A 24,448-nucleotide genomic window follows, 5' to 3' on the forward strand; every position below is an offset into this window, starting at 1 on the left:
TCATCTTATTCGGTAACGGTAACTTTTTTCATCACATCCGGTGCACCGATGATCGCACCGTTCTGGCCTTCGCCCCGCTTGATCGCGTCGACCACATCCATACCGTCGGTCACCTGACCAACCACGGTATACTGGCCGTCCAGAAACGGGCCGGGGGCGAACATGATGAAGAACTGCGAATTGGCCGAATCCGGATCGCTTGACCGGGCCATGCCGACAACACCCCTGTCAAAACTCACGTCCGAGAACTCGGCAGGCAAATCCGCGCGATCCGACCCGCCGCGCCCGGCATAGCGCATGTCGAAGCCGTCCGCGCCCGAGTTGCCGTATTGCACGTCGCCGGTTTGCGCCATGAAGCCATCGATTACGCGATGAAACACGACGCCGTCATACTGACCGTCAGCGGCCAGAGCGGTGATCTGTTCCACATGCTGGGGTGCCACATCTTCGAACAGGTCGATCGAGATTGTGCCATTGGCCCCTTCCCCTTCGACCTCGATCTGCAAACCGCTGGCCAGCGCCGGGCTTGCCAGCAAGGCAAAAGCCGCAGCCAGTTTATGCATCTGCGGCCACCTTGACGCTGATCATGCGGTCTGGGCTTGCAGGCGGCTCACCGCGTACGATGGCGTCCACATGCTCCATACCGTCGATGACCCGGCCATAGACCGTGTACTGACCGTTCAGGAAGTGATTGTCCTTGAAGTTGATGAAGAACTGCGAATTGGCCGAATCCGGGTTCTGCGAGCGCGCCGCGCCCAGCGTGCCGCGATCATGGGGCAGCTTGGAAAATTCTGCCGGAACATTCGGCAGCGACGAACCGCCGGTGCCCGCCATGCGCAGGTTGAACCCGTCTTCCATATCACCATGCTGCACGTCGCCGGTTTGCGCCATGAAACCGTCGATCACACGGTGAAACGCCACGTTGTCATATTCACCGCCACGGGCCAGTTCCTTCATCCGCGCACTGTGCAAAGGCGCTACATCCGGCAGCAGCTCGATGACGACATTGCCGCCTTTCAGCTCGATGATGATTGTGTTTTCGGGGTCTTTGATCTCGGCCATGAGGCCCTCCTGTCGTTTATCTTGCGCAAATACCTATGACGCACGCGTGCGAATGCCAAGTGACGCATTGACCTGAGGGCAAAATGCAGGAAAAGAACCGCCTAAATCGGTTGCCAACGACAAGGATCGCACAATGGGCTGGAAAACACTGGACGATATGGACCTGAACGGCAAACGCGTGCTGGTGCGTGTGGACATCAATGTGCCCGTGGTTGACGGTGTTGTGACCGACGCCACCCGCATTCAAAGGATCGTCCCCTCGGTGCGCGATATTCTGGCCGCTGGCGGCAAACCGATCCTTCTGGCTCATTTTGGCCGTCCCGGTGGCGAACGGCGTGAAAGCCTGTCACTGAAACAACTGGTCCCGACTTTGGAAAGCGCTTTTGGCGCAAAGGTTCTGTTTGCTGCCGATTGCGTCGGGGCCGAGGCGGAACTGGCCGCCAGTGCCTTGCAACCCGGCCAAGTCCTGTTGCTGGAAAACACCCGCTTTCACGCGGCCGAAACCAAAAACGACGCCGATCTGGCCGCTGGCATGGCCAAGCTGGGGGATATTTATTGCAACGATGCGTTTTCAGCCGCGCACCGCGCCCACAGCTCAACCGAGGCCATCGCCCGTCTGCTGCCTGCCTGTGCGGGCCGCCTGATGCAGGCCGAGTTGCAGGCGCTGGAAAGCGCACTGGGTGCACCCAAGCGCCCGGTAACGGCGGTTGTCGGCGGCGCCAAGGTCTCGACCAAGCTGGAACTGCTGGGCAACCTGATCGACAAGGTCGATTATCTGGTGATCGGTGGCGGTATGGCGAACACATTCCTTGTCGCCCAAGGTATCAGCGTTGGCAAATCACTGGCTGAAACCGCGATGAAGGACACCGCCGCCGAAATTCTGGCCAAGGCCGAAAACTCGGGCTGCCAGATCGTCCTGCCGCGTGACGTTGTAGTGGCCGAGAAATTCGAGGCCAACGCGCCCCACAAGGTTCTACCCGCCGATCAATGCCCTGCGGATGGCATGATCCTGGACGCGGGCCCTGAAAGCGTCGCCGCGATTACCGCGATTTTCGACAAAAGCCAGACCCTGATCTGGAACGGCCCGCTGGGCGCGTTCGAGCTGGAGCCGTTCGACGCAGCCACCAATGCCGCGGCCCTGAAAGCCGCAGCCCTCAGCCGGTCGGGGCAGTTGATTTCGGTCGCGGGTGGCGGTGACACAGTTGCGGCGCTGAATGCGTCGGGGGCAGCCAAGGATTTCACCTATATCTCGACCGCAGGTGGTGCATTCCTTGAATGGATGGAAGGCAAAACCCTGCCCGGTGTCGCTGCGCTGGATCAGTAAGCGGCACCGATCGCATTTGGCCGCTTGTCAGGGTTCATGGTAATATCCGCTATTTGAATGGGGGATTTTATCATGAGATCATTTTACCTGCTCATCCTTCTCGCAATGCCGTGGCCTGCAACAGCACAATCCGGTTGCGGTGGCCAGACACAGCTTGATGCAAATTTTTGTGCCAAGGAACAATGGGAAGCCGTTGACCGCGACCTCAACCGGTTGTGGAAACAGATCAAGCCGGTCGCTGATGCACGTGGCAACGGCGATGCCCTTCTGGCGGAACAACGTGCGTGGCTAAAGGCGCGGGACGCCACCTGCGACAAGGAACTATCCGGCGGCGGCAGCGCTGCGCCCATGTTCTACTGGACCTGTATGAAAGAGCAGACGGTCGCAAGAAATCAGCAGCTTCAGTCCTGGCGCTGAGCTTTAACCGGGACGCACACGAAATACTGATGAAAAAACCGAATCAGGGGATTCACAACCCGAATCGCCTGTGACATAGTGCGATCAGAGGCTCGGAAAGAGCCCGTTATTGAGGCAAGTTTTCATACGGCGGTAAACAGAGTGTCCCGTTCCCATCGGCCCGGTTTGGGTGCAGTTCTCTTCTTCTCGGTGGCTTTCATGCTGGGTGTGTATTTCACCTTTGCCGCTGTTCAAGGGGATTACGGCCTGTTCCGGCGGGTCGAAATTGCGGCGGAACGGGACGCTCTGTCACGCAGTCTGGAAAAACTGAATGTCGAAATCGCCGAGATGGAAAACCTGACACGGCGTCTGTCCGACACCTATCTGGATCTGGACCTGCTGGACCAGCAGGCGCGCTCGGTTCTGGGCATGATCCGGTCGGACGAAATCGTGATCCGCTGATCAAGTACCCTATTCAGAAAAGGCAACTCAGGCCCGGCGTTTCGGCCGGGATGCGCCGTGGCGAACGCTGCGTCACATTTACCCTCGCCAGAAAGCCCCAAATGCTTTATGAGATAGTTTAACGCTAAACTATCTGTCCGAAAGGGGGAGATCGCCACGATGGCTGCGCGAAAAACCACAAAGAAACCAAATGTTTCTGCGGAAGAACTCCAGACATACTACCGCGAGATGCTGCTGATCCGCCGATTCGAGGAAAAGGCCGGTCAGCTTTATGGTATGGGCCTGATCGGCGGGTTCTGCCACCTTTATATCGGACAAGAGGCCGTTGTTGTCGGGCTTGAGGCCGCAGCAGAGGAAGGCGACAAGCGCATCACCTCGTATCGCGACCACGGTCACATGCTGGCCTGTGGCATGGATCCGGGCGGCGTGATGGCCGAACTGACCGGGCGCATCGGTGGCCTGTCCAAGGGCAAGGGCGGCTCGATGCACATGTTCTCGAAAGAAAAGCATTTCTACGGCGGGCATGGTATCGTCGGCGCGCAGGTTCCGCTGGGCGCGGGGCTGGCTTTTGCTGACAAGTACAAGGAAAACGGCCGCGTTACCTTCACCTATTTCGGGGACGGTGCCGCGAACCAGGGTCAGGTGTATGAGACCTTCAACATGGCGGCCATCTGGGGCTTGCCGGTGATTTTCGTGATCGAGAACAACCAATACGCCATGGGCACCGCTCAGTCCCGTTCGACCTCGACCAAAGACATCTTCCATCGCGGCGAAGCGTTCGGCATTCCGGGCGAGATCGTCAACGGCATGGATGTGCTGGCGGTCAAGGAAGCAGGCGAAAAGGCTGTCGCGCACTGCCGCGCGGGCAAAGGCCCCTATATCCTGGAAATCAAGACCTACCGCTATCGTGGCCACTCGATGTCCGACCCGGCCAAGTACCGGACCCGCGAGGAGGTTCAGAAGGTCCGCGAACAAAGCGACCCGATCGAACACGTGCGCGAGTTGCTGCTGACCGGCAAGCATGCGACCGAGGATGACCTGAAAGCGATCGACAAAGAAATCAAGGAGATCGTCAATCAGGCCGCCGAATTCTCGAAAGAAAGCCCCGAGCCTTCGGTCGAAGAGCTCTGGACTGACATTTACGCCTGAGAGGACGAATAAGACATGGCAACCGAAATTCTCATGCCCGCCCTTTCCCCCACGATGGAAGAGGGCACGCTGGCCAAATGGCTGGTCAAGGAAGGCGACACCGTATCCTCGGGCGACATCATGGCCGAGATTGAAACCGACAAGGCAACGATGGAGTTCGAAGCCGTCGATGAAGGCATCGTCGGCAAGATCCTGATCGCCGAGGGCACCGAAGGGGTCAAGGTGAACACCCCCATCGCGGTGCTGGTCGAAGAAGGCGAAGACGCCTCGGCCCTGCCCGCAGCAGCCCCCGCAGCCGCAGCGGCGCCCGAGGCCGCCCCCACAGCAGCCCCGGCCCCGGCTCCTGCCGCAGCGGCCCCCGCTGCTCCAGCGGTGGACCTGTCACCCGACTGGCCCGCGGATGCCGAGATGAAGTCCGAAACCGTGCGCGAAGCCTTGCGCGATGCAATGGCCGAGGAAATGCGCAGTGATGAAAACGTCTATCTGATGGGCGAGGAAGTCGCTGAATATCAGGGGGCCTATAAAATCTCGCAGGGCCTGCTGGATGAATTTGGCTCCAAACGCGTGATCGACACCCCGATCACCGAACACGGGTTTGCCGGTATCGCGGTGGGTTCGGCCTTTGGCGGTCTGAAACCGATTGTCGAATTCATGACCTTCAACTTCGCCATGCAGGCGATTGACCAGATCATCAACTCTGCGGCCAAAACGCTTTATATGTCTGGTGGTCAGATGGGTTGCCCCATCGTGTTCCGGGGGCCCAACGGGGCCGCGGCCCGCGTGGCCGCACAGCACAGCCAGGACTATGCCGCGTGGTACATGCAGATCCCCGGCCTGAAGGTCGTCATGCCCTATTCCGCTGCTGATGCCAAAGGCCTGCTGAAATCGGCCATCCGCGATCCCAACCCGGTTGTGTTCCTGGAAAACGAAATCCTCTACGGCCGCTCCTTCGAAGTGCCGCAGGTGGATGACCTGACCATTCCGCTGGGCAAGGCCCGCATCTGGCGCGAAGGGTCAGATGTGACAATCGTCAGCTTTGGCATCGGCATGCAATACGCGCTGGAAGCTGCTGACAAGCTGGCCGAAGACGGCATCAGCGCCGAAGTGATCGACCTGCGCACCATCCGCCCGATGGACACTGGCGCCATCATCAACTCGGTGATGAAGACCAACCGTCTGGTGACAGTGGAAGAAGGCTGGCCGCAGGGGTCTGTCGGCAGCTACATCAGCTCGGTCGTGATGCAGGAGGCGTTTGATTACCTCGACGCGCCGGTCATCAATTGCACTGGCAAGGACGTTCCGATGCCCTATGCCGCCAATCTCGAAAAGCTGGCCCTGATCACCACCGATGAGGTGATCGCCGCCGTCAAACAAGTGACCTACCGGTAAGGAGCGACAGACAGATGCCTACAGAAATTCTGATGCCCGCCCTGTCCCCGACGATGGAGGAAGGCACGCTCGCCAAATGGCTGGTCAAGGAAGGCGACACCGTCTCCTCCGGTGATCTGCTGGCCGAGATCGAAACCGACAAGGCCACGATGGAGTTCGAGGCCGTTGACGAAGGCACCATCGGCAAGATCCTGATCCCCGAGGGCACCGAAGGGGTCAAGGTCAACACCGCCATCGCGGTTCTGCTGGAAGACGGCGAAAGCGCCGATAACATTGGCACCGCCCCGGCTGCTGCTCCGGCGGCTTCCTCCGCAGCCGTCGCGGGCAACGAGGCTGCCGCGCCAGCGGCACCCGAAGCGCCCGCCCCTGCCCCGGCCGCTCCGGCCAAGGCTGATGGTGGTCGGATTTTTGCCTCGCCTCTGGCCCGCCGGATTGCTGCGCAAAAAGGTCTCGACCTGACGCAGATTGCCGGTTCCGGCCCGCATGGTCGCATCGTCAAGGTTGATGTTGAAGGCGCAACTGCCACCGCTCCGGCAGCAGCTCCTGCCACTGCTCCCGCCGCCGCCGCGCCCGCAGCTGCCCCAGCAGCTCCGTCTGGTCCATCGGCGGATATGGTCGCGCGGATGTACGAAGGCCGCCCGTACGAGGAAATCAAGCTCGACGGTATGCGCAAAACCATCGCCGCACGTCTGGGCGAGGCCAAACAGACCATTCCGCATTTCTACCTGCGCCGCGATATCAAGCTTGATGCGCTGCTGAAATTCCGTGGTCAGTTGAACAAGCAACTCGAAGGTCGCGGCGTCAAGCTCAGCGTCAATGACTTCATCATCAAAGCCGTCGCCAATGCGCTGCAACAGGTTCCGGCCTGTAATGCCGTCTGGGCAGGTGACCGGGTGCTGCAACTGAAACCGTCAGATGTGGCTGTTGCGGTCGCAATCGAAGGCGGGTTGTTCACGCCGGTCCTGCAAGACGCTGACATGAAATCCCTGTCAGCCCTTTCGACCGAGATGAAAGACCTTGCAGCCCGCGCCCGCGAGCGCAAGCTGGCTCCACATGAATATCAGGGCGGCACTTTTGCCATCTCGAACCTGGGTATGTTCGGCATCGACAATTTCGATGCCATCGTGAACCCGCCCCATGCCGGAATTCTGGCCGTCGGCACCGGCGTCAAGAAACCGGTTGTCGGGGATGATGGCGAGCTGACCGTGGCAACGGTGATGTCTGTCACCATGTCGGTTGACCACCGGGTCATCGACGGCGCGCTGGGGGCCGAGCTGCTCAAGGCCATTGTCGACAATCTGGAAAACCCGATGGTCATGCTGGCGTAAGCCATACCGAGCTCGCAAAAAAAAGGCCGCCTCGAATATCGAGGCGGCCTTTTTTGTTAGTTCAAATCAACCTACTGATCTTTGCCCAGCATGTGATCCATCGAGATCGACGGCTGATCGCATCCGGCCTCGCCCACGATCTTGGCCGGGATACCGGCAACGGTCTTGCACGGCGGAACGTCCTGCAACACCACCGAACCGGCGGCGATACGACTGCAATGGCCGACCTTGATGTTGCCCAGAACCTTTGCCCCGGCCCCGATCAGAACACCGTCTCCGATTTTGGGATGGCGGTCTTCCTCTTCCTTGCCGGTTCCGCCCAGCGTCACCGAATGCAGCATCGACACGTTGTCTCCGACCACGGCGGTTTCACCGATGACGATGGAATGGGCGTGGTCGATCATGATCCCCTTGCCGATCCTCGCGGCCGGGTGAATATCGATGCCGAAAATCTCCGACGATCGCATCTGGAAGAAATAGGCCAGATCATAACGCCCCTTGCGCCACAGCCAATGCGCGACGCGATAGGCCTGCATGGCCTGATAGCCCTTGAAATACAGAATGGGCTGCAACAACCGATGGCAGGCCGGATCACGCTCGTAAACCGCCATCAGATCGGCGCGGGCGGCTTCCAGCAAACCGGGATCGTTTGCATAAGCCTCGTCCACGATCTCGCGCAGCACCATCATCGACATTTCGTTCGAACACAGCTTGGCCGCGATCCGATAGGACAGTGCACGCTCAAGGCTACGGTGATGCAGGATACAGGCGTGCACAAGCCCGCCCATAAGCGGCTCTGTCTCGACGGCTGCTTGGGCCTCGGATGTGATACGGTTCCAGACCGGATCGACCGGTGTCACGGGGCTGCGTTTTTCAAACATAGCTTTTGATCCTTTGCTGCGCCTAGAATGCCATTTAGTGGCAAAAAGGCCAAACGCAAACCCGTGATCCGCGATACAACGAAAATGAATGAGTCCGAGCGCACATATTTTGAAACACGAATTCACGAGCGTCTGGCCGAACTGGATCAATTGTCCGCATCAGGCCAGCAGGCTCAGGCCGTTGTTGAACTGGATCAGCAGGCGGTTGGTCGCCTCAGCCGCATGGATGCGTTGCAAAACCAGGCGATGGCAAAGGCGCAACAGGTGAATCGCAATGTCGAAACCCGCCGCCTTCAGGCCGCGCTTATGCGGCTGGACGAGGGGGAATACGGATATTGCGAAGATTGCGGCGACCGTATTCCCGATGGGCGATTGTCTCTGGATCTGGCCGCCAGCAAATGCGTCAGCTGCGCGACCGGGTGATCAGAAACTCGGCAAGATGGTGCAAAACCAGCGAAAAACACTGACAATATTGCAAATCGTCAAACCCCGGCTCATCGGCCAGCACCCTGTTGCGCGCAACCGCCATCAGCGATCCGTTGCCGTAAACCGGATGCAGCCGACCCGTGCGCGCCCGGTGGATGTCGGCCAGTTCCGCCTCATGGATCATCCGGACGCATAAGCGGGTCCGCTCTGGCGGCGGCGCCGCCAACAAGGCGCGCGCCGCGGCACTTACATCACCGTGCAATAGCGGTCGCATCAGACCGCTTACCCGACAACCAGACGCGCCATCGCACCGGGGCCGTAAATGGCCGACACCTGCGCAATCCCGACCTCATATGACCCGGTCAGACCATCTGCCGCCTTCATTGCCGCCGAATAGGACCACCCCGGCAGGGATGCCATCTCTTCACGGACAAGGGTTCCCGCCGCAAAGACACGCACAAGATAGGATTCGCTTTCCTCGCCCAGCGGAACCTCCAGACCTGACCAGTCATCCCCATCCAACCGGGCGCGCCGCACCCAGTTCAGGTGATCGCCGGTTGCGTCGGATCGCACCCGAAGGTGAACCGGGGAATACGGGCGCAAACCATTGCCGTCGAATGAGGCGATCAGGTGCTGGTAAGCCGGATCATCGTAGCCGCGGGTCGCCGGGCCGATGCGATAGTGTTTGGCCAAACCCCGCTCGTTCCGCAACAGGTTGATCTGCTGCACCTGATCGTTCAGCAACACGAATATGGACCCGTCCGGCCAGACATCCGGCATCAGGGCATCCGACCCCAACTGGCCCCTCAACCGCCCGGACAACGCGTAAACGCCGGGGGAAGCAAGCGTGGCATCCGAGAATTGGAACACCTCCCAGTTGCCGGGTGTTCCGTCGCCGATGGCCGCCAGATTGACACCGTTCAGAACCGCGCCACGCGGACGCGATTCCAGCTGACCGGCCAACAGCCGTACCTTCACGGCCGGGCCTTCGTCCCAGACGCCGATGCTGGCGCGCCTCATCGGCGTTTCGGTCACGCCCATAATGGCCTGACCTGGGATCACATCACTCAGGCTGTACCCCTCATCGGTTGAGGAGGAATAAACCGTCGCAGCCCCAGGCCAGGGATCAGCGGTCACCGCAAGATAAGGTGCATGCGGGATCTCTGACCCGGTGATCAGCGGCAGGTCCAGAAACACCGGCAGCACGGGAACGGGCGCGGCATAGGGTCTGGCAACCGCCGGGTCGTCGTGCAGTTGCGATCCCTTATATACACCCTGTTCAACCCGGACCGCTTCGACCAATTGCAGATCGGCAGATTCCAGACGGTCAATCCGGTAAAGGGGGCTGTTTTCGGTCTCTGACAACCGCACCAGATCACCTGCGCCCAGATGCAGCAGCGATGGCGGCAAGGCAAACCGCACCGTATCGCGGGAAACACGGGCCTCGCTCAACCAGCGCTCAGCCGTTTGTCGGCCTTCGGTGCGTGTCATGGATAACGGCATCACATTGACCGAGACCGAATGCGTGCTGTCCTCGGGCAGAACCGCCTCTTCCGCGACCAGATCGTGATCCGCATCCGACTGGACAAAGCGCAGGCGCACGCGACCGGTCATCTCGGCCTCGGCTTCTCGCCGGTGCTCAACCGTGCCATCCAGATCACCGCTGATCGCCAGATGATCAGGGTTCAGGGCAATCGCGCCATAGCCATCGCGCATCTGAAAGCGCAAGATGCCGTTCCGTTCGATCGCGTCGAACCCATAGCGCAGCATCAGCGGCTGCAAAGCCGACCGCGCATTTGTCACATCTTCGATGACATATCCTCGAACCACGCCGTAAAGCCCGGAAACATCGATATCCGTCACCCCTGCCGCGTGGCATATTTCAGTCACGACCGAGGCCAGCGTGCGCGAGCCGGACCGGCCATTCAGCCAATGCCCCCGGTCATAGTTTGCCCCATCATCCCACTGGCTTCGCAGATTGGGAAAGGTCGGAAACGGGCGGGTATCCCACGCCCAGACATAAGCATTCGCCAGATCCAGCATTGGCCCGCCATAGACTTGCGACACCGGGTTGATGTTCGGGTCGCTCCAATATCCAAGTGTCGCCGCAAGGTACTGGACCTGAATGAAATCGTCGCGCAGCCCGTTTGAATATGCGGGCAGCAGCGATTCAGACGATTTCGGGTCCAGAAACTTGTTCGGCTGGTTCGTGCCCTTGTCGATTGCCGCACATCCCAACTCGGTAAACCAGATCGGCTTTGATCCGGGCACCCAGTCGGTCGGATTGGGCTGACGAACGCCACCGATCCGCTCGTGGTGCAGATTTGACCACCAGCCGCGCAGGTCCTTGTAGCGCCAGACCCATGGCTCATCATGCTCCTGATCTTCGATGGGCGTTCTGATCTGTGCCTCGGCCTCTTCCGGCGCGGCATAATACCAGTCATACCCCTCGCCGCCCTCGATATTGTCGCGCAGATACCCAAGGTCGTAGACCGACGGCGCACCTGCCTCGGCGTCCACGTGGTTTTCTCCATCACGCCAGTCGGACAAAGGCATGTAGTTGTCGATGCCAATGAAATCGATGTTGTCATCCGCCCATAACGGGTCGAGGTGAAAATACCTGTCTCCGCTTCCATCCGGCTGGTATCCGAAATACTCGCTCCAATCCGCCGCATAGCCGATCTTGGTCTCTGGCCCCAGAATCTGGCGTACCTCTGCCGCCAGCGCACGCAGTTGCGCAACGGCGGGAAACCCCGAAGCCCCGCGGATCTGAGTCAGGCCACGCATCTCGGACGAGATACAGAAGGATGACACCCCACCAGCCGCCTTGCACAACATGGCATAGTGCAGAATGAACCGGCGCAGGCCCCATTCCTGCGGGCCAGAGTATTTGACGATCTTCGTGGCCGGAACCGGACCATTGCCAAGCAAGCCGCCAAACGTGCCGCCACCGTTTACCCATTGCAAATCGCCAGGCCCGCGATCATCCGGCCGCCCGCCAAGCACCGGGCCCGAGCCTCTGACGCCGCCGTTGCCACCGCCCGTTTCCGCCGGGGCGTCAAAGCCTTCGTTGATCGTAAAATCCGTAGCACTCGCGGTTCCAAAGAACGCAGCCACCTGCGCGTCCGCCGCAGCGGTCTGATCAGCAGACCCTGCGCGCCCCGGTGCCACATCCAGTGTGATCCGTCCCCGCCAGGGCAGATGGGGCTGGCTTGCGGCCTCCGACCAGGGATCAGGCAGCCCGTTTCCCGGCAATTGCTCCATCAGGATGAACGGATAGAACATGACCCGCTTACCCGACTGGTTGAGGTGTCGGATCGCCTCGACCACCGCCGGGTCTGCGGGTGTTCCACCATAGACCGGGCGGCCGTCCTGCCGCGCGACCTGGCCCGCCGTGCTGCGGACCTGATCCGACACGATCCACGGCATGTTGCGGCTGTCCGTGCCACTCTGTTCGACCTTGGGCCGGATCGTGCATGTGCCGCATCTCAGATCGTCACCGAACCACGAAACCACCAACGAGGCCGCATCGCAATTTGGCAGCTCGGTCTCCAGCGCACGGGTCGAGCTCACAAGATCCGATACACCGGACGCGGAATGCGCATTGGCCGCCCAGCTTGTCCCGGATTGCGTATAATTCACCTGCGAACGGGCCAGCGCATACTCGCCCGTACCCGGTATCATCGCCACGCCCCGCACGATCTGCGGCAGGGCGCTTGGGTAATCCGGCATGTCGCGCTGCGCGGGGCGCACCACTTCGAACGAGAACTGCGGCACCCGGTTGCCAAAACTCGCAAGCGGGAAATCCTCGATCACGACATAGGCTGTACCGCGATAGGCCGGCACCGTGCCCGCCCCTTCGATTGCTTCGATCAGGGGATCGGGCAACTGGTCCTGCGTGCCGTGATAGATGCGCATGTTCAACCCGGATCGGTCCTGTTCTTCCCCGTCTGCCCAGATGCGCCCGACATCGGCGATCTCGCCTGCACCAACGGCAATGGCCAGCGAAATCGAATAGCTGTAGCTGACGGTGGTCACTTCGGGGGCCTTGGGTTTGCCTTTGCCCCCGCCTCCGCCGCCCTGCGTTTCCCGGGTCTCGGTCTCAAGAAAGTCCGACGCCCAGATGACCTGACCGCCCACGCGCATACGCCCAAAGACCGTAGTCACCGGCGCGCCCTCGCCGGTTTCCGTCAGCCTGAACCGGTCCATGCGACCTGTTTCGACGACTTCGCTGCCACTGCCCATGACCGACTGGCTGAAGAACCTCTGGTCGATGACCCGCCCGACCGTTGCGCCAATGGCCCGGCCTATGATCGCGGTGGACAGGCCCGCAACGGTGCCACCGATTGACCCGCCCAGCGCCGCCCCGGCTGCGGAAAGAAGAATAGTAGCCATCAGAGCACCTCCAACGGGAATTCGAAACAGGAAACAACCCTGCGACGCCATGGCCCGCTCAGCGCGTTCTCGACGACGCCATGACCGGAATAGGCGTGAATGAACCTCGGCTCAGAGCCTGCGACGCTGACGATGCCAAGATGTTTGGCCACGCTGCCATCGCGCATCCGGAACAGCAGCACATCTGCGACCGCGAAATCGGCGGCCGGTTTTTCGACCAGATGCCGCCGCGCCGCCGCCCACATGCGTTCCTCGCCCTGCGGTTCGGACCAGTCCAGACTGTAGACCGGAACCGCCTCGGGCTCCTGCCCGATCACGGCGCGCCAGACGCCGCGCAGCAGGCCCAGACAATCCGTGCCCGCCCCCTTGGTCGAGGCCTGATGCACATAAGGCGTCCCCAACCAGCTGCGCGCTTCTGCGACAATATCCTGCCTGTGTATCGTCACCTCAGGCTCCCTCCGCTGTTGGCTTTGCTCTGTTTGGGAACGGCCATCACCCAGTCTTCGCCCGGAAGATCTGGAAAGCCCTGAAAGTTCAGCAGGTTGTTGAACTTCAGGCGGCAGGTCTCCATGCGTTTGTCGCACCCCGCCCGCAGCCTGACCATGTCACCCGGCACCAGGCTTTCCCCGAAACCGGACCAGAGCGTGATTTGCCGCCCGTCCGCCACCTGCTGGTCATGCTTGACTGATGACCAGAGCCCCTTCGCCGCTCCCGACACAACGTCGACCCTGCCGCGTTCGAACCAGCCGTCATCGATGGTTGCCCCGCCCGCAACAAGCAGAACGGTTCCGCCATCAAAACCGGTGACGGCGCCCTCAATCCAATAGCCGGGCGTATCCATGTCGAACCGACAGGTCCGGTCCCCCAATACGGCAGTACAAGGCTTCTGATACACGCGCCCCAACGGGCGGTTCAGCAAATCTGTCAGGCCACGCAGTTCCGCGTGGAATGCACCGCCTGCGCGCCGCAATTCCCCGATCGAGCCCCGGAACTGAAGGATACGCTGATCCGGGTCGGCCCAGTTGACCAGCCAAGCGCGCACCTCGGCCCCGTCGAACCGCCCCGCCTCTATATCCTCTTCGCGAATGGCCGCATCCGACAGCGCGCCCATGGCTTCGGTGTTGTCAATGGACAGGCCGGTGGCCTGCTCGATGGCCGCCGCCGTCAATCCGGTGCTGGCCCTGAATGTCAATCCGTCAAAGCCAAGCTCCAGATCGTGATCGGTGAACCCGTATTCCTGACCATCCCGGCGTCTGATCGCCCAACACCGGCACGCGGTGGTCATTCCGCTTTGCAGATGCGCGTGCAGGCCCTGTTCATCCACAGCCATCAGACACGCACCTCAACCACAGGAACGTTCGGCGCCTCTCCGGCCTGAAAACTGGCGACGCTTGTATGGATCTTGTCGGTGTCAAACCGCACCGGCACATCGAATTCGAACCCGGCGGTGATATCCACCTCTTCCGGTGGCGGGTCGGCAAAGGTGATCCGGCCTGTTGCCAGATCAACCTCGAATTCCACGCCCTCCCGGATTTCGTCCTGATCCAGCCCCAGACGCACCGTCCCCAGCACCGGCTTGACGATGGGGCGGGCATAGCTGACCCCGCCCGAGCTATAGGTCTTGATCAGCTGAAACTCGGTCCGCACACCGTCGCCGCGAGCGATAACCTGATCTCCGACATCGACATCCAACGTGGCCTTGCCGGATTTGAAATCCGACCAGTCCTTCCAGCGAAACCCGTACATCTGGCCCTGCCGCGCCTCGAAGAACGAGATCAGCGTCTCGATATCGTCCAGCGAGCGCATCCCCAGCCCCGCGTCATACCTGCGCCGGGAATGGGCCCAGGGCGTGTTGCGCTCTTCGAACCCGTTGGCCAGCGTCACAATATCCGTGCGCCGTTCGGGCCCCCCGACCGAGCCAAAGCTCAGGCTGGCGGGAAATCTCACCTCGTGGAAAGTCATCACCTGCTCCCTGATTTACCTGTTGCGATTGCCGCGCCCCAACGCACGGCTCATCTGTGCTGCAATCTGTCCCTGCGAGCGGCGGAACCCCTGCACATCCGGGGTCGTGATGTTCATCACCACATTCACCGAACGCCCGCCGCCCTGCGTGCGCACGCCCAGCTTGCCGTCCGCGCCGCGCGCCAGTGGCATGATCGCCTCGGGGCCAGCCTCGCCCATCAGCCCGGTGCCGCCGCGCATCGGAAACATCGTCGGGCTGCTGACCACGCCGCCATTGGCAAAGGGCATCACCCGGCCCTGGCTGAAACTGCCACCATCGGCAAAGGGAAGAAGACCCTGCACCAACCCGCCGACCGAGTTTGCGAGCAATCCGCCAAAATGATCCGTCACCGGCTTGATCGCGGCTGCATAAGCCGTTTGGATCAACGAGTTCTTCAGCACATCCAGCGCGCCCGACAGGCTCATCCCGTCCAGAACCACGCCATCGAACGCCTTGCGCAAACCGCTGGACATGCCCCGTTCCAACGTGGCGACATCCTTGCCGGTTTCCTCGAATGCGGCGCTGATCCGCTTCATCTGGCTGTCAAACGCCGCGGCCATCGTCGCAGCATCACCCAGGGCATCGCCCAGCGCTGCGCCCCGTTCCTGCAAGTCGTCAAACCCGTCACGATCCGTCATCACGCTCTCCTTGTTGCTTGTCCGGGAAGGCGGCCAGCAGCGCGTCAAGGCCTGCCCGGTTCATCGCGGGCATCCCGGCACCCTTCCCCAGCATCAACCGCAGTTCCGCCGGGGTCAGACGCCAGAACTGATCCGGCGTCAGCCGCAGCCCCAGAAACCCGGCCCGCATCAGGGCGGGCCAGTCAAACCCGCTCATGTCGTTTCCGGCACCATGAAGGCGCGGGCCAGCAGCTCGGCCGCCGCTTTGGCCGCAGCCATCGGGCCGCCCTCGATTTCGGCATGAAACAGGTCGGCGCGGGTGGTATCCCGGCCCCCGCCCCGCAACCCGGCAACGATCAGCGCCAGCACGTCACTGCTGGAATACGCGCCACCCTCGAACCGCTGCACCAGCTCGACCAGGGATCCGGTGCTCAGCTCCTGCTCCAGTTCCGCCAAAGCGCCCAGCGTCAGCTTGAGCACCCGCCGCTCTCCATCGATGGTCAGTGCCACCTCGCCCGTCCACGGATTGGCCATGCGATTACAGCGCCGTAAAGCTCAGCGCACCGGCGCTTGCCATGCTCATCTCATAAGTCGCCTCACCGTTGTGCGAGCCTGCATACTCGATGCCCGTCACCTGAAACGCCCCCTCGACAATGCCGAAATCGGGGATGATCACCTGAAACGCCGGGGTCTCGCCGTCAAAGAACAGCTGCCGCGCACGTTCGTCCGTACCAGCATCCTTGAACACGCCCGAGCCCGAGATTGAGGCCGATTTGACCCCCGCCCCCGACAACAGCTCGCGCCAGCCCCCCTGGCTTTCCAGGCTGGTGACATCCACGCTTTCGGCGTTGAAACTGATCCGCGTGGCCCGCAGGCCCGCTATGGTCTGGAACAGGCCCGTGCCGTTCATATCCACTTTGACCAAAAGGTCTTTTCCGTTCTGGGCAGCCATGTGCTCTCTCCGTTGATTGCTTAGTCGTCTTCCACGCGGGCGCGGAATCTCAGGTCGATCTGGCGGATGCTGCCGCCTGTCCCGGTCCGCCGGGCCGAGGCGCGCTCGAACCACAGCCCGATCAGATGCCCGCGGCTCAGAGCCAGTGGCGCATTGTCCAGCGCGTCACACACCGCCCCGGCCAGCGTCTTTGCCGCGCCAAACCCGGCGGCTTCGGACACCACCGAAACCGTGAAGCGGTGGATCGCACCCGCGCCCGACCGGTCCGAAGCGTCGCGGACCTCTTCCGGGCCCAATGTCACATAGGTCTGCGGAACCGTTCCCGTGGGCACCGCGTCATAGATCGCGCCACCGGACTGGCCGCTGACATCCGCATCCCCGGTCAGGTGCTGAAACACCGCCGCCTGCAGGGCGGCTGATACGCCATAACTCATGCCGCCACCTCTTCATCCGCGAAACAGGTCAGGTACTGGCCGCGCGCGTCGCGCTCAGCCACGGCGCGGATGACGAAACGGCGATTGCCTTCGCGAAACCGCTGATCCGGCGCCGGGCGCATGGTCGATCCCTCGGGCGCGCCCCGCACCACGATGCGATACCCCACGCGCGAGACGGAAACGCCGGCGATCTGCCGTTCCGCGCCACTGCGCGCCGTGACCTCGGCCCACAGCGTTCCCAGCGCGGCCCATGCCTCGGTATATCCCCCGGACCCGTCAGCGCTGCGCATCGGGGCCTCAAGCACCAGCTTGCGGTTCAGACGCGGCGTGTTCATTGCACCACCCCCGCACCAAAGCGCACCATCCGATAGCGCTGGATCAGGCTGGTAACCCCAAACGGCATACACCCCGCGCCCAGCGCGGTCTCGTCCCGGTATTCGTAATAATGCGCCGCCAGCAGCAGAACCGCCTGGCCCAGATCGGCGGGCAAACCGGCCCAATCCGTGGCCATCCCGGCCGTGAAGGAGATCTTCACCGCACCCCCCGTTGCAATCGCAGGCAGGGCCGACCCGACCGGCCGCACCCGCGGGCGCTGGCCATCGCGTTCCAGCCGATACACCGCCGCATCCGCAACGGTTTCAAAACCTGCAGCATCGGTCAGCGTCATGGCCAGCACCGATGTCACCGGAGCAACCGGTAAAACCTCGCCCAACGGATCGCGCCAACCGCTCAGGCTCCATGAAAAGTCGCGCTCGATCAGAACCTTGCCGGTGCGCGCCTCAATCGCGGCCATGGCCGCCCGCAGGAACCCCTTCAGCACCTCGTTCTGAACGTCATCCTCGGCAAAGCCCCTGCCCAGCCGCAGATGCGCCTTGAACTGATCCACCGGCAGCGCCGCATCCGCGATGGCGGTTTCTTCGATCAACATCATCCATTCACTCCGCAATCTCGGACCCCACCGGGGGCCTCAGTCAGGAAAATGACGGGCACGCGCCGCCCCACGTTGCTCGGACGGAGGGGAGCAGCTAGACAACGCGGGGGATCTCACCCCGGCCCGCGCCCGCCGCCCGAGGGGCCGATGGCCCCCCGGATTCGTCACCGCTTAGGCGATGCCGAATTTCACCAGCTTGATGGCTGCAAAGTCGCTCACATCGCCGCCCACACGCTTGGTCGCATAGAACAGGACATGCGGCTTGGCGCTGAACGGATCACGCAGCACGCGCAGATCGGGGCGCTCGGCGATGGTGTAACCGGATTTGAAGTCGCCAAACGCGATCGAGAAGCTGTCCGAGGCCGCATCCGGCATGTCCTCGGCAATCAGTACCGGATAGCCCATCAGGCGCGCGGGCTCACCGGCGGCCAGACCGTCCGACCACAGGAAACGGCCATCACTGTCCTTCAGCTTGCGGATCACACCCGCCGTTTTCGAGTTCATGACGAATGTGCCATTGACCCGGTATTGCGCGCCCAGCGCATAAACCACATCGACAATCGCATCCGCATCGACACCGCCATCGATGCCGGTGGCAACGTACCCCAGGCTACCCCAGGACCACGTGTCATCGGATACCGCACGGTGGATCATCAGACCCTTGGGTTTGTCCACACCGTCACCCGTGATAAAGGCCGCCGCCTCGGCACGGGCGAACTTGTCGGCAATCCGACCGGCCAGCCAGCCCTCGACATCGAACGCGCTGTCATCCAGCAAACGTTGCGAGGCTTTGGGCAGCGCGCTCAACTCGTGCAGCGGGATCGAGATACGGTCAATCGACGGGGTTCCGGTTTCGGAAGTGGCCGAATTCTCATCTGCCCAGCCTGCACCGACATCGGTATGGTCGATCAGCACATCGAACGAATTCGCCTCGACATTCACCACCGACGCAATCGAACGGATTGACGCGGTTGCGTTCAGAACCGACTTGATCGTCTCGGCAGTCTGCGGATCGACCAGATACCCGCCATCGCTGTTGACGGCGGTGGACAGCGATTTGCTCTCCATCTCCAGCCCGCGCAGCCCGTCATCCTCGCCCGAGCGTACATAGGCGTCGAACGCCTTCTGGTGCGGGGCACCGTCCAGGGTCGAGGCCGCAAGATGCGGGCGCGCCGCGATAGTTGATTTACGATCCAGCATGGTCAGTCGCTCTTCTGTCTGTTGCAATTTTGTTTTAACTTCAGCCTTCAGGCCCTTGAATTCATTCACGAAGCCAGCCATCGCCTGCTTCACCTCCTGAACCAGGGGCGCACCCTCTCCGGTCAAGGCCGGGGTCTCGGTCTTGCTCATCAGCATGTCCTGTTTTTGGGTGGGTTTGAGGCGCGCTAGGTCCGCGCCAGCTCCTGCCGGGCGTTGTTGAACACCTCGGCAATACTGCGCCAGGTGTTCTCGGCGTCGGGGTCGCTCCCCTTTGCCGCCACCCGCGCACTGGGCAGCATCGGGAAGGTCACCAGCGACACCTCCCACAGCTCCAGTTCCGTCAGGACCCGCTGGCCCTTGTCATTCTTCACGGCCCGTTTGGTGCGATAACCGATCGACAGGCCGTCCATCGCACCCGCCCGGATCAGCTCGGCCGCTTCCCGGCCTTTCTGGGTGCATTCCAGCAGGCGACCCTTGACCCACAGGCCCTTTTCGTCCTCGCGCACCTCGTCCCAGACACCAATGGGTTGCGCCGGGTCGTGCTGCCACAGCATCTTGACCCGCTGACCCGCCTTGGCGAGCCCCTCAAGCGAGGCGCGATAGGCCCCGCGTTGCACCATGTCACTGCCCTGATCGACTTGCCCGAACAGGCTGGCATAGCCTTCGATCATCGCATCCTCGGTCACTGAAAGGATGTCACCGAACCCTGCGAACTTATGTTCTAAATCCATGAACTTCTCCATGTAACCCACTGAACTTATGGCGTTACCACCAGGAATGATTGAAACGCCTGCGCCAGGATCACTGCGGCCACGCCATAGACCGTCAGCCACAGCCGTTTCTCCAGCCGCTCCATCATTTCTTCGATCTGATCCAGCCGCCTGCACAGATGCGCGTGCTGGATTTCGGCCACCCGCTCATGCGCGGCCAGACGTAGCCCCGGCGCGCAGTCGAACGGCGGATACCCCTCAGCCATCGGCACGCTCCGGCAGCCCCAGCAACCTGCGTTTTTCCACATCGCTCAGGAAGTCCGCCCGGTTGACCCGCGCCCATTGCGCATCCCGCTCGGCAGACAGGGCCGTTACCTGATCCAGATCGGGCTTCAGGATCAGATCCTCGCCGGTAAAGCCCGTCAGCCACTCCGCCACCGCCGCCGCCACCCGCGTCACCAGGGGCAGCACGGTCAGGCGGTAAAACGCCCGGTTGGCCTCCTGATAGTTCGAATAGGTCGCGTCGCCCTGTATCCCCAGCAGCATCGGCGGGACCCCAAAGGCCAGCGCGATCTCGCGGGCGGCGGCTTCCTTGGTCTTCTGAAACTCCATGTCTGAGGGGGAAAAGCCCATCGGCTTCCAATCCAGCCCCCCCTCCAGAACCATCGGCCGACCCGCATTGCGCGCCCCGCGATAGTTCTGCTCGATCTCGTCGGACAAGCGGCGGAACTGCTCCTCGGCCATCATTCCGTGCCCATCACCGCCCTTCCACACCAGCGCCCCCGAGGGCCGCGCGGCATTGTCCAGCAGCGATTTCGACCACCGCGAGGCGCTGTTGTGCACATCAATCGCCGTCGCCGCCGCTTGCATCGGTGAGAACCCATAATGATCATCCTGCGGGTGGAACGTCTTGATATGACAGATGGCCTCGGCCGCGAACCGGTGCGTCTTGCCGCCGACGCTGTAATCATAGGCCTTGGGCCACCCATCCGCCCCCGGCACCACGCTCATCCGGTCCGAGCGCAGAACGTGCAGCTCAACCGGCAGCCCGTCCTCAGCCTGCACCGCCTCGACATAAGCATTGCCCGACAGCAGCAACTGCCCGAACAGGGCCTCCAGCATCTCTGCCCGCCCCTGCGCCGCATTCGGGCGTCGCAACAGGGCCAGGATCGGATGCGCATCGAAACGCTGCCCCTGACCCTGCAAAATCAAGGGCAGAGCCGCCGCCGATTCAGCAATCAGCTTGACCGACCGAAACCCCACTGGATTGCCCGAAAACCCCGTCCGCGTCAGAGACACCGTGTCCCGCGGGCTCCACGCCACGCGCCCGCCGGTCTGCCACGCCACCACAGGCCCCGTCGCGCTCGCCTTCGCCTCGGGCGCGCTGCCGGCCGATCCACGACGCAAGAAATCGAATACCATCTGTGCTCCTTTCTGCCGCCGCTCTGCCCGGCTTGTTGAAAGGAGTTATGACGCAGAGAAGTTTAAGCCTCGGGAATGGGGCGTACGGGGGGTGGGCAACGGGTCAGTTCTGAATTGAGGAAAGAAGTGAACTACGTGCTGCAATCATACCTTCACGCACTTCGTCAATGGACAGACTTTCGAAATCACCAGGACGATTTGTAGTTTCGACCGTCAATCGAAAACCTGTTCCGAAAGGTTGCCAAATCGAACATTCCCTCACTAATTTTGTTTCAGCATCCCAAAGACAACTAAAACCCTCCCGCACGTCACCTTGCCTAAAAACATCAGGTGAGTCCCAATTCCAGTAGTATGCAGGTTTCCCAGGGTCTGCCGGGGAAGAAACACTGAACTCCACCAACAACGGCATGAAGTGGTTAGAGTAATTGCTGCACCAAGACGGCGGATCAGACGCCATACAAACAGCAGACAAGGATTTGTGTACGGCTACAGGGTTGATCTTGATCTCATTCACAGAAATTACTCGAGAAGCATTCTCGCTGATCCCACACAGGTAGGAGTGCTCTCTTTTTCTCTCTGGATTGGCCCAGTATTTTTGCTTCTCTTCGGGCCATACGAGTGGGCGCATTTCCGAGGGTATACTTAGTTTTTGACCTGCAACGTTTACCAGCAGAGGTTTACCGTCGCAGGAGTTTGGCACGTACTGCCCCCACAACATACTTCCTGCGACCAGTGCTGCTAATCCACAAACAACAATTGCTGAAACCACTGCTGGCACTCCGAGCAAACGCAAAATTGCACCCCAACCGGCACCAGCCCCGGCAGCAAGCAACGACGCTGCAACAACGATTACATAGCCAAGCCCATCATACTGCGTGCCTGAAGGCATTTGTCTGATAAACAGCAATGGCAGCGCGGCGAGCAACGCAGTGAAGAGCAGTCGCCAAAATGACCTAAATCGAACTGCCATAGCAGCACACATTACGACTGCGACCAAGGTCAAGCTAAAGAGTGTGGGCGAATTTATTGGAAACAAATGACAAATACCCTTTGCATTCAAGATGCATCTGCCTGTCTCAAATATCCATTCTGGAATTCCTTACTCAGACTTCTAGCGGTATTTGCTATTCAATTCACAACGCCCTCACCCTCGGCCTTCTAAACACCCCCGCAGGCCCCACAACTAACTCATGCAGCGCCCAGACCAGCGCGTCGACCCGGTCGGGCGAGCCCTGCCCCTCGAACCCGCGCGCCGTCATCTGGCACATCTGCTCCTCCAACGCGTCCAGCCCGGCCACATGGGCCACCCGCCCCTGCTCGTACAGCGCTGCCACAGGCTCGGCCCGCGCGACCTTGCCGCGGGAGGCCCGCACCGCACGATAAGGGACCAGAGGGTCTACCTGCCGCACGACCTCTTCCACCAGTTGCCCGCCCTGATTGACCTCGGCCACCAGACGTTCAGCCCCAAACTCGTCCATCGCGTCAATCGCTGCCTGCGCCCAGCCCGCCGGGCCAACGCCCTGCGCCGTCCGGTCAGCCAGCACGAACGCCCGCCACGCCTCAGGCGGGCCTTGCACTTGCGCCCCAACCACCACGATCCCGCAGGCATCCGCGCCTGACCCGGATGTCACCGCCGGGTCCAGCGCCACCACGATGCGATCCAATTCGGGCACCTGCGTACAGCGCGCCGCCTCCAGCATCGAACCCGTCCACAGCGCTCCTTCCGCGTCTGACAGCAGCACCCCGTCCAGCTCCTGCCGCCCCAGCCGAGTACCCGCATAGCGCGCGCGCACTTCTTCCAGAAACGACGCCGCCAGATTGGCCCGGTTCGCTTCGGTCGGCGCATGGGTCTGCACGGTAGAGGGTGACGCCAGCAACTCCTTCAAAACCTTCACATTGCGCGGCGTTGTGGTCACGCAGACCCGAGGCCGCTCGCCCAAGCGCAGCGCAAATTGCAGCATGTCCCAGGTCTCACCCGCCTTCTTCCACTTGGCCAGCTCATCCACCCAGGCCGCATCAAATTGCGGCCCGCGCAACCCTTCGGGATCATGCGCTGAAAACGCCTGAGCCTCGGCCCCGTTGGGCCAGATCAGCTTGCGTTCCGATGCCTTCCACACGGGTCGCCGATCCGGGGGCGAGCATTGCAATATCCCGCTGTCGCCAAAGATCATCACGTCGCGCACCTGATCGAATGTTTCACCCACCAGCGCCACGCGGCACGCCTCGCCCTTGTCCAGCGGTTTCGGCCCCTCGACCATCGACCTTACCCACTCGGCCCCGGCCCGCGTCTTGCCCGCACCGCGCCCGCCCATGATCACCCAGGACCGCCAGTCGCCCTCGGGCGGCAATTGATGCGGCAGCGCCCAGAATTCAAACAGGAAAGGGAGGGCACACAGCCCCCCCTCCCCGATCTCACTCAGAAATCTCTCCCGCACCGCAGCATCGGCGGAGGCGAGCCAGCCTGCACCCGATCTCAAATCGGGCCCGCTCAAGGTCGAGCGCGTACCCTCCTTGGGCAATTCCGGCTTGTCTGTAATGTTGTTCGACAAAGCTTGTCTCCACTTTCTGGCAACTTCGGATCAGCCCCTCCAGCTGACCGAGTTGCTTGGCTGAACCAGCAAGATCTGCATCCTCCCCGGCACCGATCTGTTTGCGCAGGTCTTCTGCCGCTTGCCGCAGATCGCGAATGGACCTTTCCAGGGACTGCAACAGTTCAGCCGTCTGGGAAATCCGCTCTTCCGGGGTAATCAAAGTCATGTTTGCCTGTGACCTCATGCGTGAGTGTTCTCCGCACGAGAGAAACGAAAAAACGGCCATCGGGTCACCCCGAGGCCGTTCGCCCACTTCTTCTAGCATGACACAACCTATACGGGATAAAGCGCGCAAAGTCAAGGGTTTACGCAACAGGTGCGCAACAGGGATCGTACGGTGCGGGTTAACGGACAGTGAATTTCCGGCTGTGGTAACCCTCGGCCTAAACGCCGCCCCGCCCTTTTGCCTCCCTAGCCCTGACCGCCTAACCGACCAGAGGGGTTAATACAGGGTTACCCCTGTGCCGCTTTCAGCGTGTACAAATTGCACAACCCCCGCGCGGACGCGTGTACAAACCTGACATTTTCCGAAGTCGCGCTCAAAATCGCCCGCATCACCCGATTTCGGCGCCGCAGGGTCCGGCGCGCTGCAAAACCAGTTCTTGACATTTCCCCCCGAAACCCTCATGTGCCCCTCATCACGGCGCCACCGCGTGAGCATCGTCGGGCTTCAGGCCCCACAGCGCCAACACATAACTCCCAGTTCCCCTTCACGCAGGGTTCTTTAGGCGATGGCCGGATGGCGCTGGATTCGCTCGCGCATCCCGAGGTCTCGCT

Annotated in this window: 28 protein-coding genes and 2 pseudogenes; 7 read left to right on the forward strand and 23 right to left on the reverse strand. The window is 61.6% G+C overall.

Going from position 1 to position 24,448, the window contains the following annotated elements:
- Nucleotides 1-5: 5 nt before the first annotated feature.
- Entirely contained in the window at nucleotides 6-563 is a 558-nt protein-coding gene (locus ACR0D9_RS06430) for a peptidylprolyl isomerase (protein ID WP_209503603.1), read from the reverse strand.
- Complete coding sequence (locus ACR0D9_RS06435) at nucleotides 556-1,062, reverse strand: peptidylprolyl isomerase (RefSeq protein ID WP_209503601.1); 507 nt, start codon at nucleotides 1,060-1,062, stop codon at nucleotides 556-558. The genes ACR0D9_RS06430 and ACR0D9_RS06435 overlap by 8 nt, the downstream gene beginning before the upstream one ends.
- A 133-nt stretch (nucleotides 1,063-1,195) precedes the next feature.
- On the opposite strand from ACR0D9_RS06435, the gene ACR0D9_RS06440 reads away from it, so the two are divergent.
- The 6 genes from ACR0D9_RS06440 to ACR0D9_RS06465 all read left to right on the forward strand — a co-directional run bounded on the left by ACR0D9_RS06440 (nucleotide 1,196) and on the right by ACR0D9_RS06465 (nucleotide 7,110).
- A complete protein-coding gene (locus ACR0D9_RS06440; RefSeq protein WP_480538108.1) occupies nucleotides 1,196-2,386 on the forward strand; it encodes a phosphoglycerate kinase in 1,191 nt (396 codons plus the stop codon).
- Between the two features lie 72 nt (nucleotides 2,387-2,458).
- Nucleotides 2,459-2,803, forward strand: coding sequence for a lysozyme inhibitor LprI family protein (locus ACR0D9_RS06445; RefSeq protein WP_480538110.1), 345 nt, complete (start codon nucleotides 2,459-2,461; stop codon nucleotides 2,801-2,803).
- Nucleotides 2,804-2,944: 141 nt separating this feature from the next.
- Nucleotides 2,945-3,244, forward strand: coding sequence for an FtsB family cell division protein (locus ACR0D9_RS06450; protein WP_209503595.1), 300 nt, complete (start codon nucleotides 2,945-2,947; stop codon nucleotides 3,242-3,244).
- A 159-nt stretch (nucleotides 3,245-3,403) separates the two neighbouring features.
- Nucleotides 3,404-4,393 carry a pyruvate dehydrogenase (acetyl-transferring) E1 component subunit alpha gene (gene pdhA, locus ACR0D9_RS06455; protein WP_209503593.1) on the forward strand — a complete coding sequence of 330 codons (990 nt, stop codon included), beginning with the start codon at nucleotides 3,404-3,406 and terminating at the stop codon, nucleotides 4,391-4,393.
- Nucleotides 4,394-4,408: 15 nt separating this feature from the next.
- Nucleotides 4,409-5,782: a pyruvate dehydrogenase complex E1 component subunit beta gene (locus ACR0D9_RS06460; protein ID WP_480485309.1), complete on the forward strand. Its 1,374-nt coding sequence runs from the start codon at nucleotides 4,409-4,411 to the stop codon at nucleotides 5,780-5,782.
- Nucleotides 5,783-5,796: 14 nt separating this feature from the next.
- On the forward strand, nucleotides 5,797-7,110 hold the full coding sequence (locus ACR0D9_RS06465; RefSeq protein WP_480538112.1) for a pyruvate dehydrogenase complex dihydrolipoamide acetyltransferase: 1,314 nt from the start codon (nucleotides 5,797-5,799) through the stop codon (nucleotides 7,108-7,110).
- A 71-nt stretch (nucleotides 7,111-7,181) separates the two neighbouring features.
- Here ACR0D9_RS06465 and cysE read toward each other — a convergent pair whose 3' ends face one another.
- Nucleotides 7,182-7,991 (reverse strand): serine O-acetyltransferase, encoded by an 810-nt coding sequence (gene cysE / locus ACR0D9_RS06470; protein WP_267364267.1) that lies wholly within the window; start codon nucleotides 7,989-7,991, stop codon nucleotides 7,182-7,184.
- 84 nt (nucleotides 7,992-8,075) lie between these two features.
- Between cysE and ACR0D9_RS06475 the strand changes: the two genes are divergently transcribed.
- Nucleotides 8,076-8,414 carry a TraR/DksA family transcriptional regulator gene (locus ACR0D9_RS06475; protein ID WP_480485305.1) on the forward strand — a complete coding sequence of 113 codons (339 nt, stop codon included), beginning with the start codon at nucleotides 8,076-8,078 and terminating at the stop codon, nucleotides 8,412-8,414.
- On the opposite strand, the gene ACR0D9_RS06480 is transcribed toward ACR0D9_RS06475, so the two are convergent.
- The 20 genes and pseudogenes from ACR0D9_RS06480 to ACR0D9_RS06575 form a co-directional block, all read right to left on the reverse strand.
- Nucleotides 8,395-8,691, reverse strand: a complete 297-nt coding sequence (locus tag ACR0D9_RS06480) for a DUF7742 family protein (RefSeq protein ID WP_209596789.1) — start codon at nucleotides 8,689-8,691, stop codon at nucleotides 8,395-8,397. The genes ACR0D9_RS06475 and ACR0D9_RS06480 overlap by 20 nt on opposite strands.
- 8 nt (nucleotides 8,692-8,699) lie before the next feature.
- Nucleotides 8,700-11,315 (reverse strand): annotated as a pseudogene (locus ACR0D9_RS06485) (baseplate multidomain protein megatron); the annotation flags it as partial.
- A gap of 165 nt (nucleotides 11,316-11,480) precedes the next feature.
- Nucleotides 11,481-12,812, reverse strand: a pseudogene (locus ACR0D9_RS06490) (baseplate multidomain protein megatron); the annotation flags it as partial.
- Nucleotides 12,812-13,258, reverse strand: coding sequence for a C40 family peptidase (locus tag ACR0D9_RS06495; protein WP_480485302.1), 447 nt, complete (start codon nucleotides 13,256-13,258; stop codon nucleotides 12,812-12,814). The gene ACR0D9_RS06495 and the pseudogene ACR0D9_RS06490, both read right to left, overlap by 1 nt.
- The gene (locus ACR0D9_RS06500; RefSeq protein WP_480485300.1) at nucleotides 13,255-14,142 is read right to left on the reverse strand and encodes a DUF2163 domain-containing protein; all 888 of its coding nucleotides are present in this window, start codon (nucleotides 14,140-14,142) and stop codon (nucleotides 13,255-13,257) included. The genes ACR0D9_RS06495 and ACR0D9_RS06500 overlap by 4 nt, the downstream gene beginning before the upstream one ends.
- The gene (locus ACR0D9_RS06505; RefSeq protein WP_267364987.1) at nucleotides 14,142-14,774 is read right to left on the reverse strand and encodes a DUF2460 domain-containing protein; all 633 of its coding nucleotides are present in this window, start codon (nucleotides 14,772-14,774) and stop codon (nucleotides 14,142-14,144) included. Before ACR0D9_RS06505 ends, ACR0D9_RS06500 begins: the two co-directional genes overlap by 1 nt.
- A gap of 15 nt (nucleotides 14,775-14,789) precedes the next feature.
- Nucleotides 14,790-15,452 carry a phage tail tape measure protein gene (locus ACR0D9_RS06510; RefSeq protein WP_480480413.1) on the reverse strand — a complete coding sequence of 221 codons (663 nt, stop codon included), beginning with the start codon at nucleotides 15,450-15,452 and terminating at the stop codon, nucleotides 14,790-14,792.
- A complete protein-coding gene (locus ACR0D9_RS06515; RefSeq protein ID WP_480538114.1) occupies nucleotides 15,439-15,648 on the reverse strand; it encodes a rcc01693 family protein in 210 nt (69 codons plus the stop codon). The genes ACR0D9_RS06510 and ACR0D9_RS06515 overlap by 14 nt, the downstream gene beginning before the upstream one ends.
- Nucleotides 15,645-15,965 carry a gene transfer agent family protein gene (locus tag ACR0D9_RS06520; RefSeq protein WP_480485297.1) on the reverse strand — a complete coding sequence of 107 codons (321 nt, stop codon included), beginning with the start codon at nucleotides 15,963-15,965 and terminating at the stop codon, nucleotides 15,645-15,647. The genes ACR0D9_RS06515 and ACR0D9_RS06520 overlap by 4 nt, the downstream gene beginning before the upstream one ends.
- Nucleotides 15,966-15,969: 4 nt before the next feature.
- On the reverse strand, nucleotides 15,970-16,383 hold the full coding sequence (locus ACR0D9_RS06525) for a phage major tail protein, TP901-1 family (RefSeq protein ID WP_267364994.1): 414 nt from the start codon (nucleotides 16,381-16,383) through the stop codon (nucleotides 15,970-15,972).
- A 20-nt stretch (nucleotides 16,384-16,403) separates the two neighbouring features.
- Nucleotides 16,404-16,817: a DUF3168 domain-containing protein gene (locus ACR0D9_RS06530; protein ID WP_480485295.1), complete on the reverse strand. Its 414-nt coding sequence runs from the start codon at nucleotides 16,815-16,817 to the stop codon at nucleotides 16,404-16,406.
- A complete protein-coding gene (locus ACR0D9_RS06535; RefSeq protein ID WP_480485293.1) occupies nucleotides 16,814-17,152 on the reverse strand; it encodes a phage head closure protein in 339 nt (112 codons plus the stop codon). The genes ACR0D9_RS06530 and ACR0D9_RS06535 overlap by 4 nt, the downstream gene beginning before the upstream one ends.
- Nucleotides 17,149-17,748: a head-tail connector protein gene (locus tag ACR0D9_RS06540; protein WP_480538116.1), complete on the reverse strand. Its 600-nt coding sequence runs from the start codon at nucleotides 17,746-17,748 to the stop codon at nucleotides 17,149-17,151. The genes ACR0D9_RS06535 and ACR0D9_RS06540 overlap by 4 nt, the downstream gene beginning before the upstream one ends.
- Nucleotides 17,749-17,919: 171 nt before the next feature.
- Nucleotides 17,920-19,098, reverse strand: a complete 1,179-nt coding sequence (locus ACR0D9_RS06545; RefSeq protein WP_480504738.1) for a phage major capsid protein — start codon at nucleotides 19,096-19,098, stop codon at nucleotides 17,920-17,922.
- A gap of 35 nt (nucleotides 19,099-19,133) precedes the next feature.
- Nucleotides 19,134-19,691, reverse strand: coding sequence for an HK97 family phage prohead protease (locus ACR0D9_RS06550; protein WP_480538118.1), 558 nt, complete (start codon nucleotides 19,689-19,691; stop codon nucleotides 19,134-19,136).
- 14 nt (nucleotides 19,692-19,705) lie between these two features.
- Nucleotides 19,706-19,924: a GTA head formation protein, RCAP_rcc01685 family gene (locus tag ACR0D9_RS06555; RefSeq protein ID WP_480480401.1), complete on the reverse strand. Its 219-nt coding sequence runs from the start codon at nucleotides 19,922-19,924 to the stop codon at nucleotides 19,706-19,708.
- A complete protein-coding gene (locus ACR0D9_RS06560) occupies nucleotides 19,917-21,080 on the reverse strand; it encodes a phage portal protein (RefSeq protein ID WP_480538120.1) in 1,164 nt (387 codons plus the stop codon). Before ACR0D9_RS06560 ends, ACR0D9_RS06555 begins: the two co-directional genes overlap by 8 nt.
- Before the next feature lie 103 nt (nucleotides 21,081-21,183).
- Nucleotides 21,184-22,050 carry a hypothetical protein gene (locus ACR0D9_RS06565; protein ID WP_480538122.1) on the reverse strand — a complete coding sequence of 289 codons (867 nt, stop codon included), beginning with the start codon at nucleotides 22,048-22,050 and terminating at the stop codon, nucleotides 21,184-21,186.
- A gap of 163 nt (nucleotides 22,051-22,213) precedes the next feature.
- Nucleotides 22,214-23,515 carry a DNA-packaging protein gene (locus ACR0D9_RS06570; RefSeq protein ID WP_480538124.1) on the reverse strand — a complete coding sequence of 434 codons (1,302 nt, stop codon included), beginning with the start codon at nucleotides 23,513-23,515 and terminating at the stop codon, nucleotides 22,214-22,216.
- Nucleotides 23,493-23,837, reverse strand: coding sequence for a hypothetical protein (locus ACR0D9_RS06575; RefSeq protein WP_267366896.1), 345 nt, complete (start codon nucleotides 23,835-23,837; stop codon nucleotides 23,493-23,495). Before ACR0D9_RS06575 ends, ACR0D9_RS06570 begins: the two co-directional genes overlap by 23 nt.
- Nucleotides 23,838-24,448: the final 611 nt, after the last annotated feature.

Source organism: Ruegeria sp. AK11 (assembly GCF_056541095.1).

Excerpts from the sequence above, each read along its gene's own strand:
- ACR0D9_RS06430 (WP_209503603.1), bottom strand. The coding sequence starts at position 563 with ATGCATAAACTGGCTGCGGCTTTTGCCTTGCTGGCAAGCCCGGCGCTG.
- ACR0D9_RS06435 (WP_209503601.1), bottom strand. The coding sequence starts at position 1,062 with ATGGCCGAGATCAAAGACCCCGAAAACACAATCATCATCGAGCTGAAA.
- ACR0D9_RS06440 (WP_480538108.1), top strand. The coding sequence starts at position 1,196 with ATGGGCTGGAAAACACTGGACGATATGGACCTGAACGGCAAACGCGTG.
- ACR0D9_RS06445 (WP_480538110.1), top strand. The coding sequence starts at position 2,459 with ATGAGATCATTTTACCTGCTCATCCTTCTCGCAATGCCGTGGCCTGCA.
- pdhA (WP_209503593.1), top strand. The coding sequence starts at position 3,404 with ATGGCTGCGCGAAAAACCACAAAGAAACCAAATGTTTCTGCGGAAGAA.
- ACR0D9_RS06460 (WP_480485309.1), top strand. The coding sequence starts at position 4,409 with ATGGCAACCGAAATTCTCATGCCCGCCCTTTCCCCCACGATGGAAGAG.
- ACR0D9_RS06465 (WP_480538112.1), top strand. The coding sequence starts at position 5,797 with ATGCCTACAGAAATTCTGATGCCCGCCCTGTCCCCGACGATGGAGGAA.
- cysE (WP_267364267.1), bottom strand. The coding sequence starts at position 7,991 with ATGTTTGAAAAACGCAGCCCCGTGACACCGGTCGATCCGGTCTGGAAC.
- ACR0D9_RS06475 (WP_480485305.1), top strand. The coding sequence starts at position 8,076 with ATGAATGAGTCCGAGCGCACATATTTTGAAACACGAATTCACGAGCGT.
- ACR0D9_RS06480 (WP_209596789.1), bottom strand. The coding sequence starts at position 8,691 with ATGCGACCGCTATTGCACGGTGATGTAAGTGCCGCGGCGCGCGCCTTG.
- ACR0D9_RS06500 (WP_480485300.1), bottom strand. The coding sequence starts at position 14,142 with ATGGCTGTGGATGAACAGGGCCTGCACGCGCATCTGCAAAGCGGAATG.
- ACR0D9_RS06505 (WP_267364987.1), bottom strand. The coding sequence starts at position 14,774 with ATGACTTTCCACGAGGTGAGATTTCCCGCCAGCCTGAGCTTTGGCTCG.
- ACR0D9_RS06510 (WP_480480413.1), bottom strand. The coding sequence starts at position 15,452 with ATGACGGATCGTGACGGGTTTGACGACTTGCAGGAACGGGGCGCAGCG.
- ACR0D9_RS06515 (WP_480538114.1), bottom strand. The coding sequence starts at position 15,648 with ATGAGCGGGTTTGACTGGCCCGCCCTGATGCGGGCCGGGTTTCTGGGG.
- ACR0D9_RS06520 (WP_480485297.1), bottom strand. The coding sequence starts at position 15,965 with ATGGCCAATCCGTGGACGGGCGAGGTGGCACTGACCATCGATGGAGAG.
- ACR0D9_RS06525 (WP_267364994.1), bottom strand. The coding sequence starts at position 16,383 with ATGGCTGCCCAGAACGGAAAAGACCTTTTGGTCAAAGTGGATATGAAC.
- ACR0D9_RS06530 (WP_480485295.1), bottom strand. The coding sequence starts at position 16,817 with ATGAGTTATGGCGTATCAGCCGCCCTGCAGGCGGCGGTGTTTCAGCAC.
- ACR0D9_RS06535 (WP_480485293.1), bottom strand. The coding sequence starts at position 17,152 with ATGAACACGCCGCGTCTGAACCGCAAGCTGGTGCTTGAGGCCCCGATG.
- ACR0D9_RS06540 (WP_480538116.1), bottom strand. The coding sequence starts at position 17,748 with ATGATGTTGATCGAAGAAACCGCCATCGCGGATGCGGCGCTGCCGGTG.
- ACR0D9_RS06545 (WP_480504738.1), bottom strand. The coding sequence starts at position 19,098 with ATGAGCAAGACCGAGACCCCGGCCTTGACCGGAGAGGGTGCGCCCCTG.
- ACR0D9_RS06550 (WP_480538118.1), bottom strand. The coding sequence starts at position 19,691 with ATGGAGAAGTTCATGGATTTAGAACATAAGTTCGCAGGGTTCGGTGAC.
- ACR0D9_RS06555 (WP_480480401.1), bottom strand. The coding sequence starts at position 19,924 with ATGGCTGAGGGGTATCCGCCGTTCGACTGCGCGCCGGGGCTACGTCTG.
- ACR0D9_RS06560 (WP_480538120.1), bottom strand. The coding sequence starts at position 21,080 with ATGGTATTCGATTTCTTGCGTCGTGGATCGGCCGGCAGCGCGCCCGAG.
- ACR0D9_RS06565 (WP_480538122.1), bottom strand. The coding sequence starts at position 22,050 with ATGGCAGTTCGATTTAGGTCATTTTGGCGACTGCTCTTCACTGCGTTG.
- ACR0D9_RS06575 (WP_267366896.1), bottom strand. The coding sequence starts at position 23,837 with ATGACTTTGATTACCCCGGAAGAGCGGATTTCCCAGACGGCTGAACTG.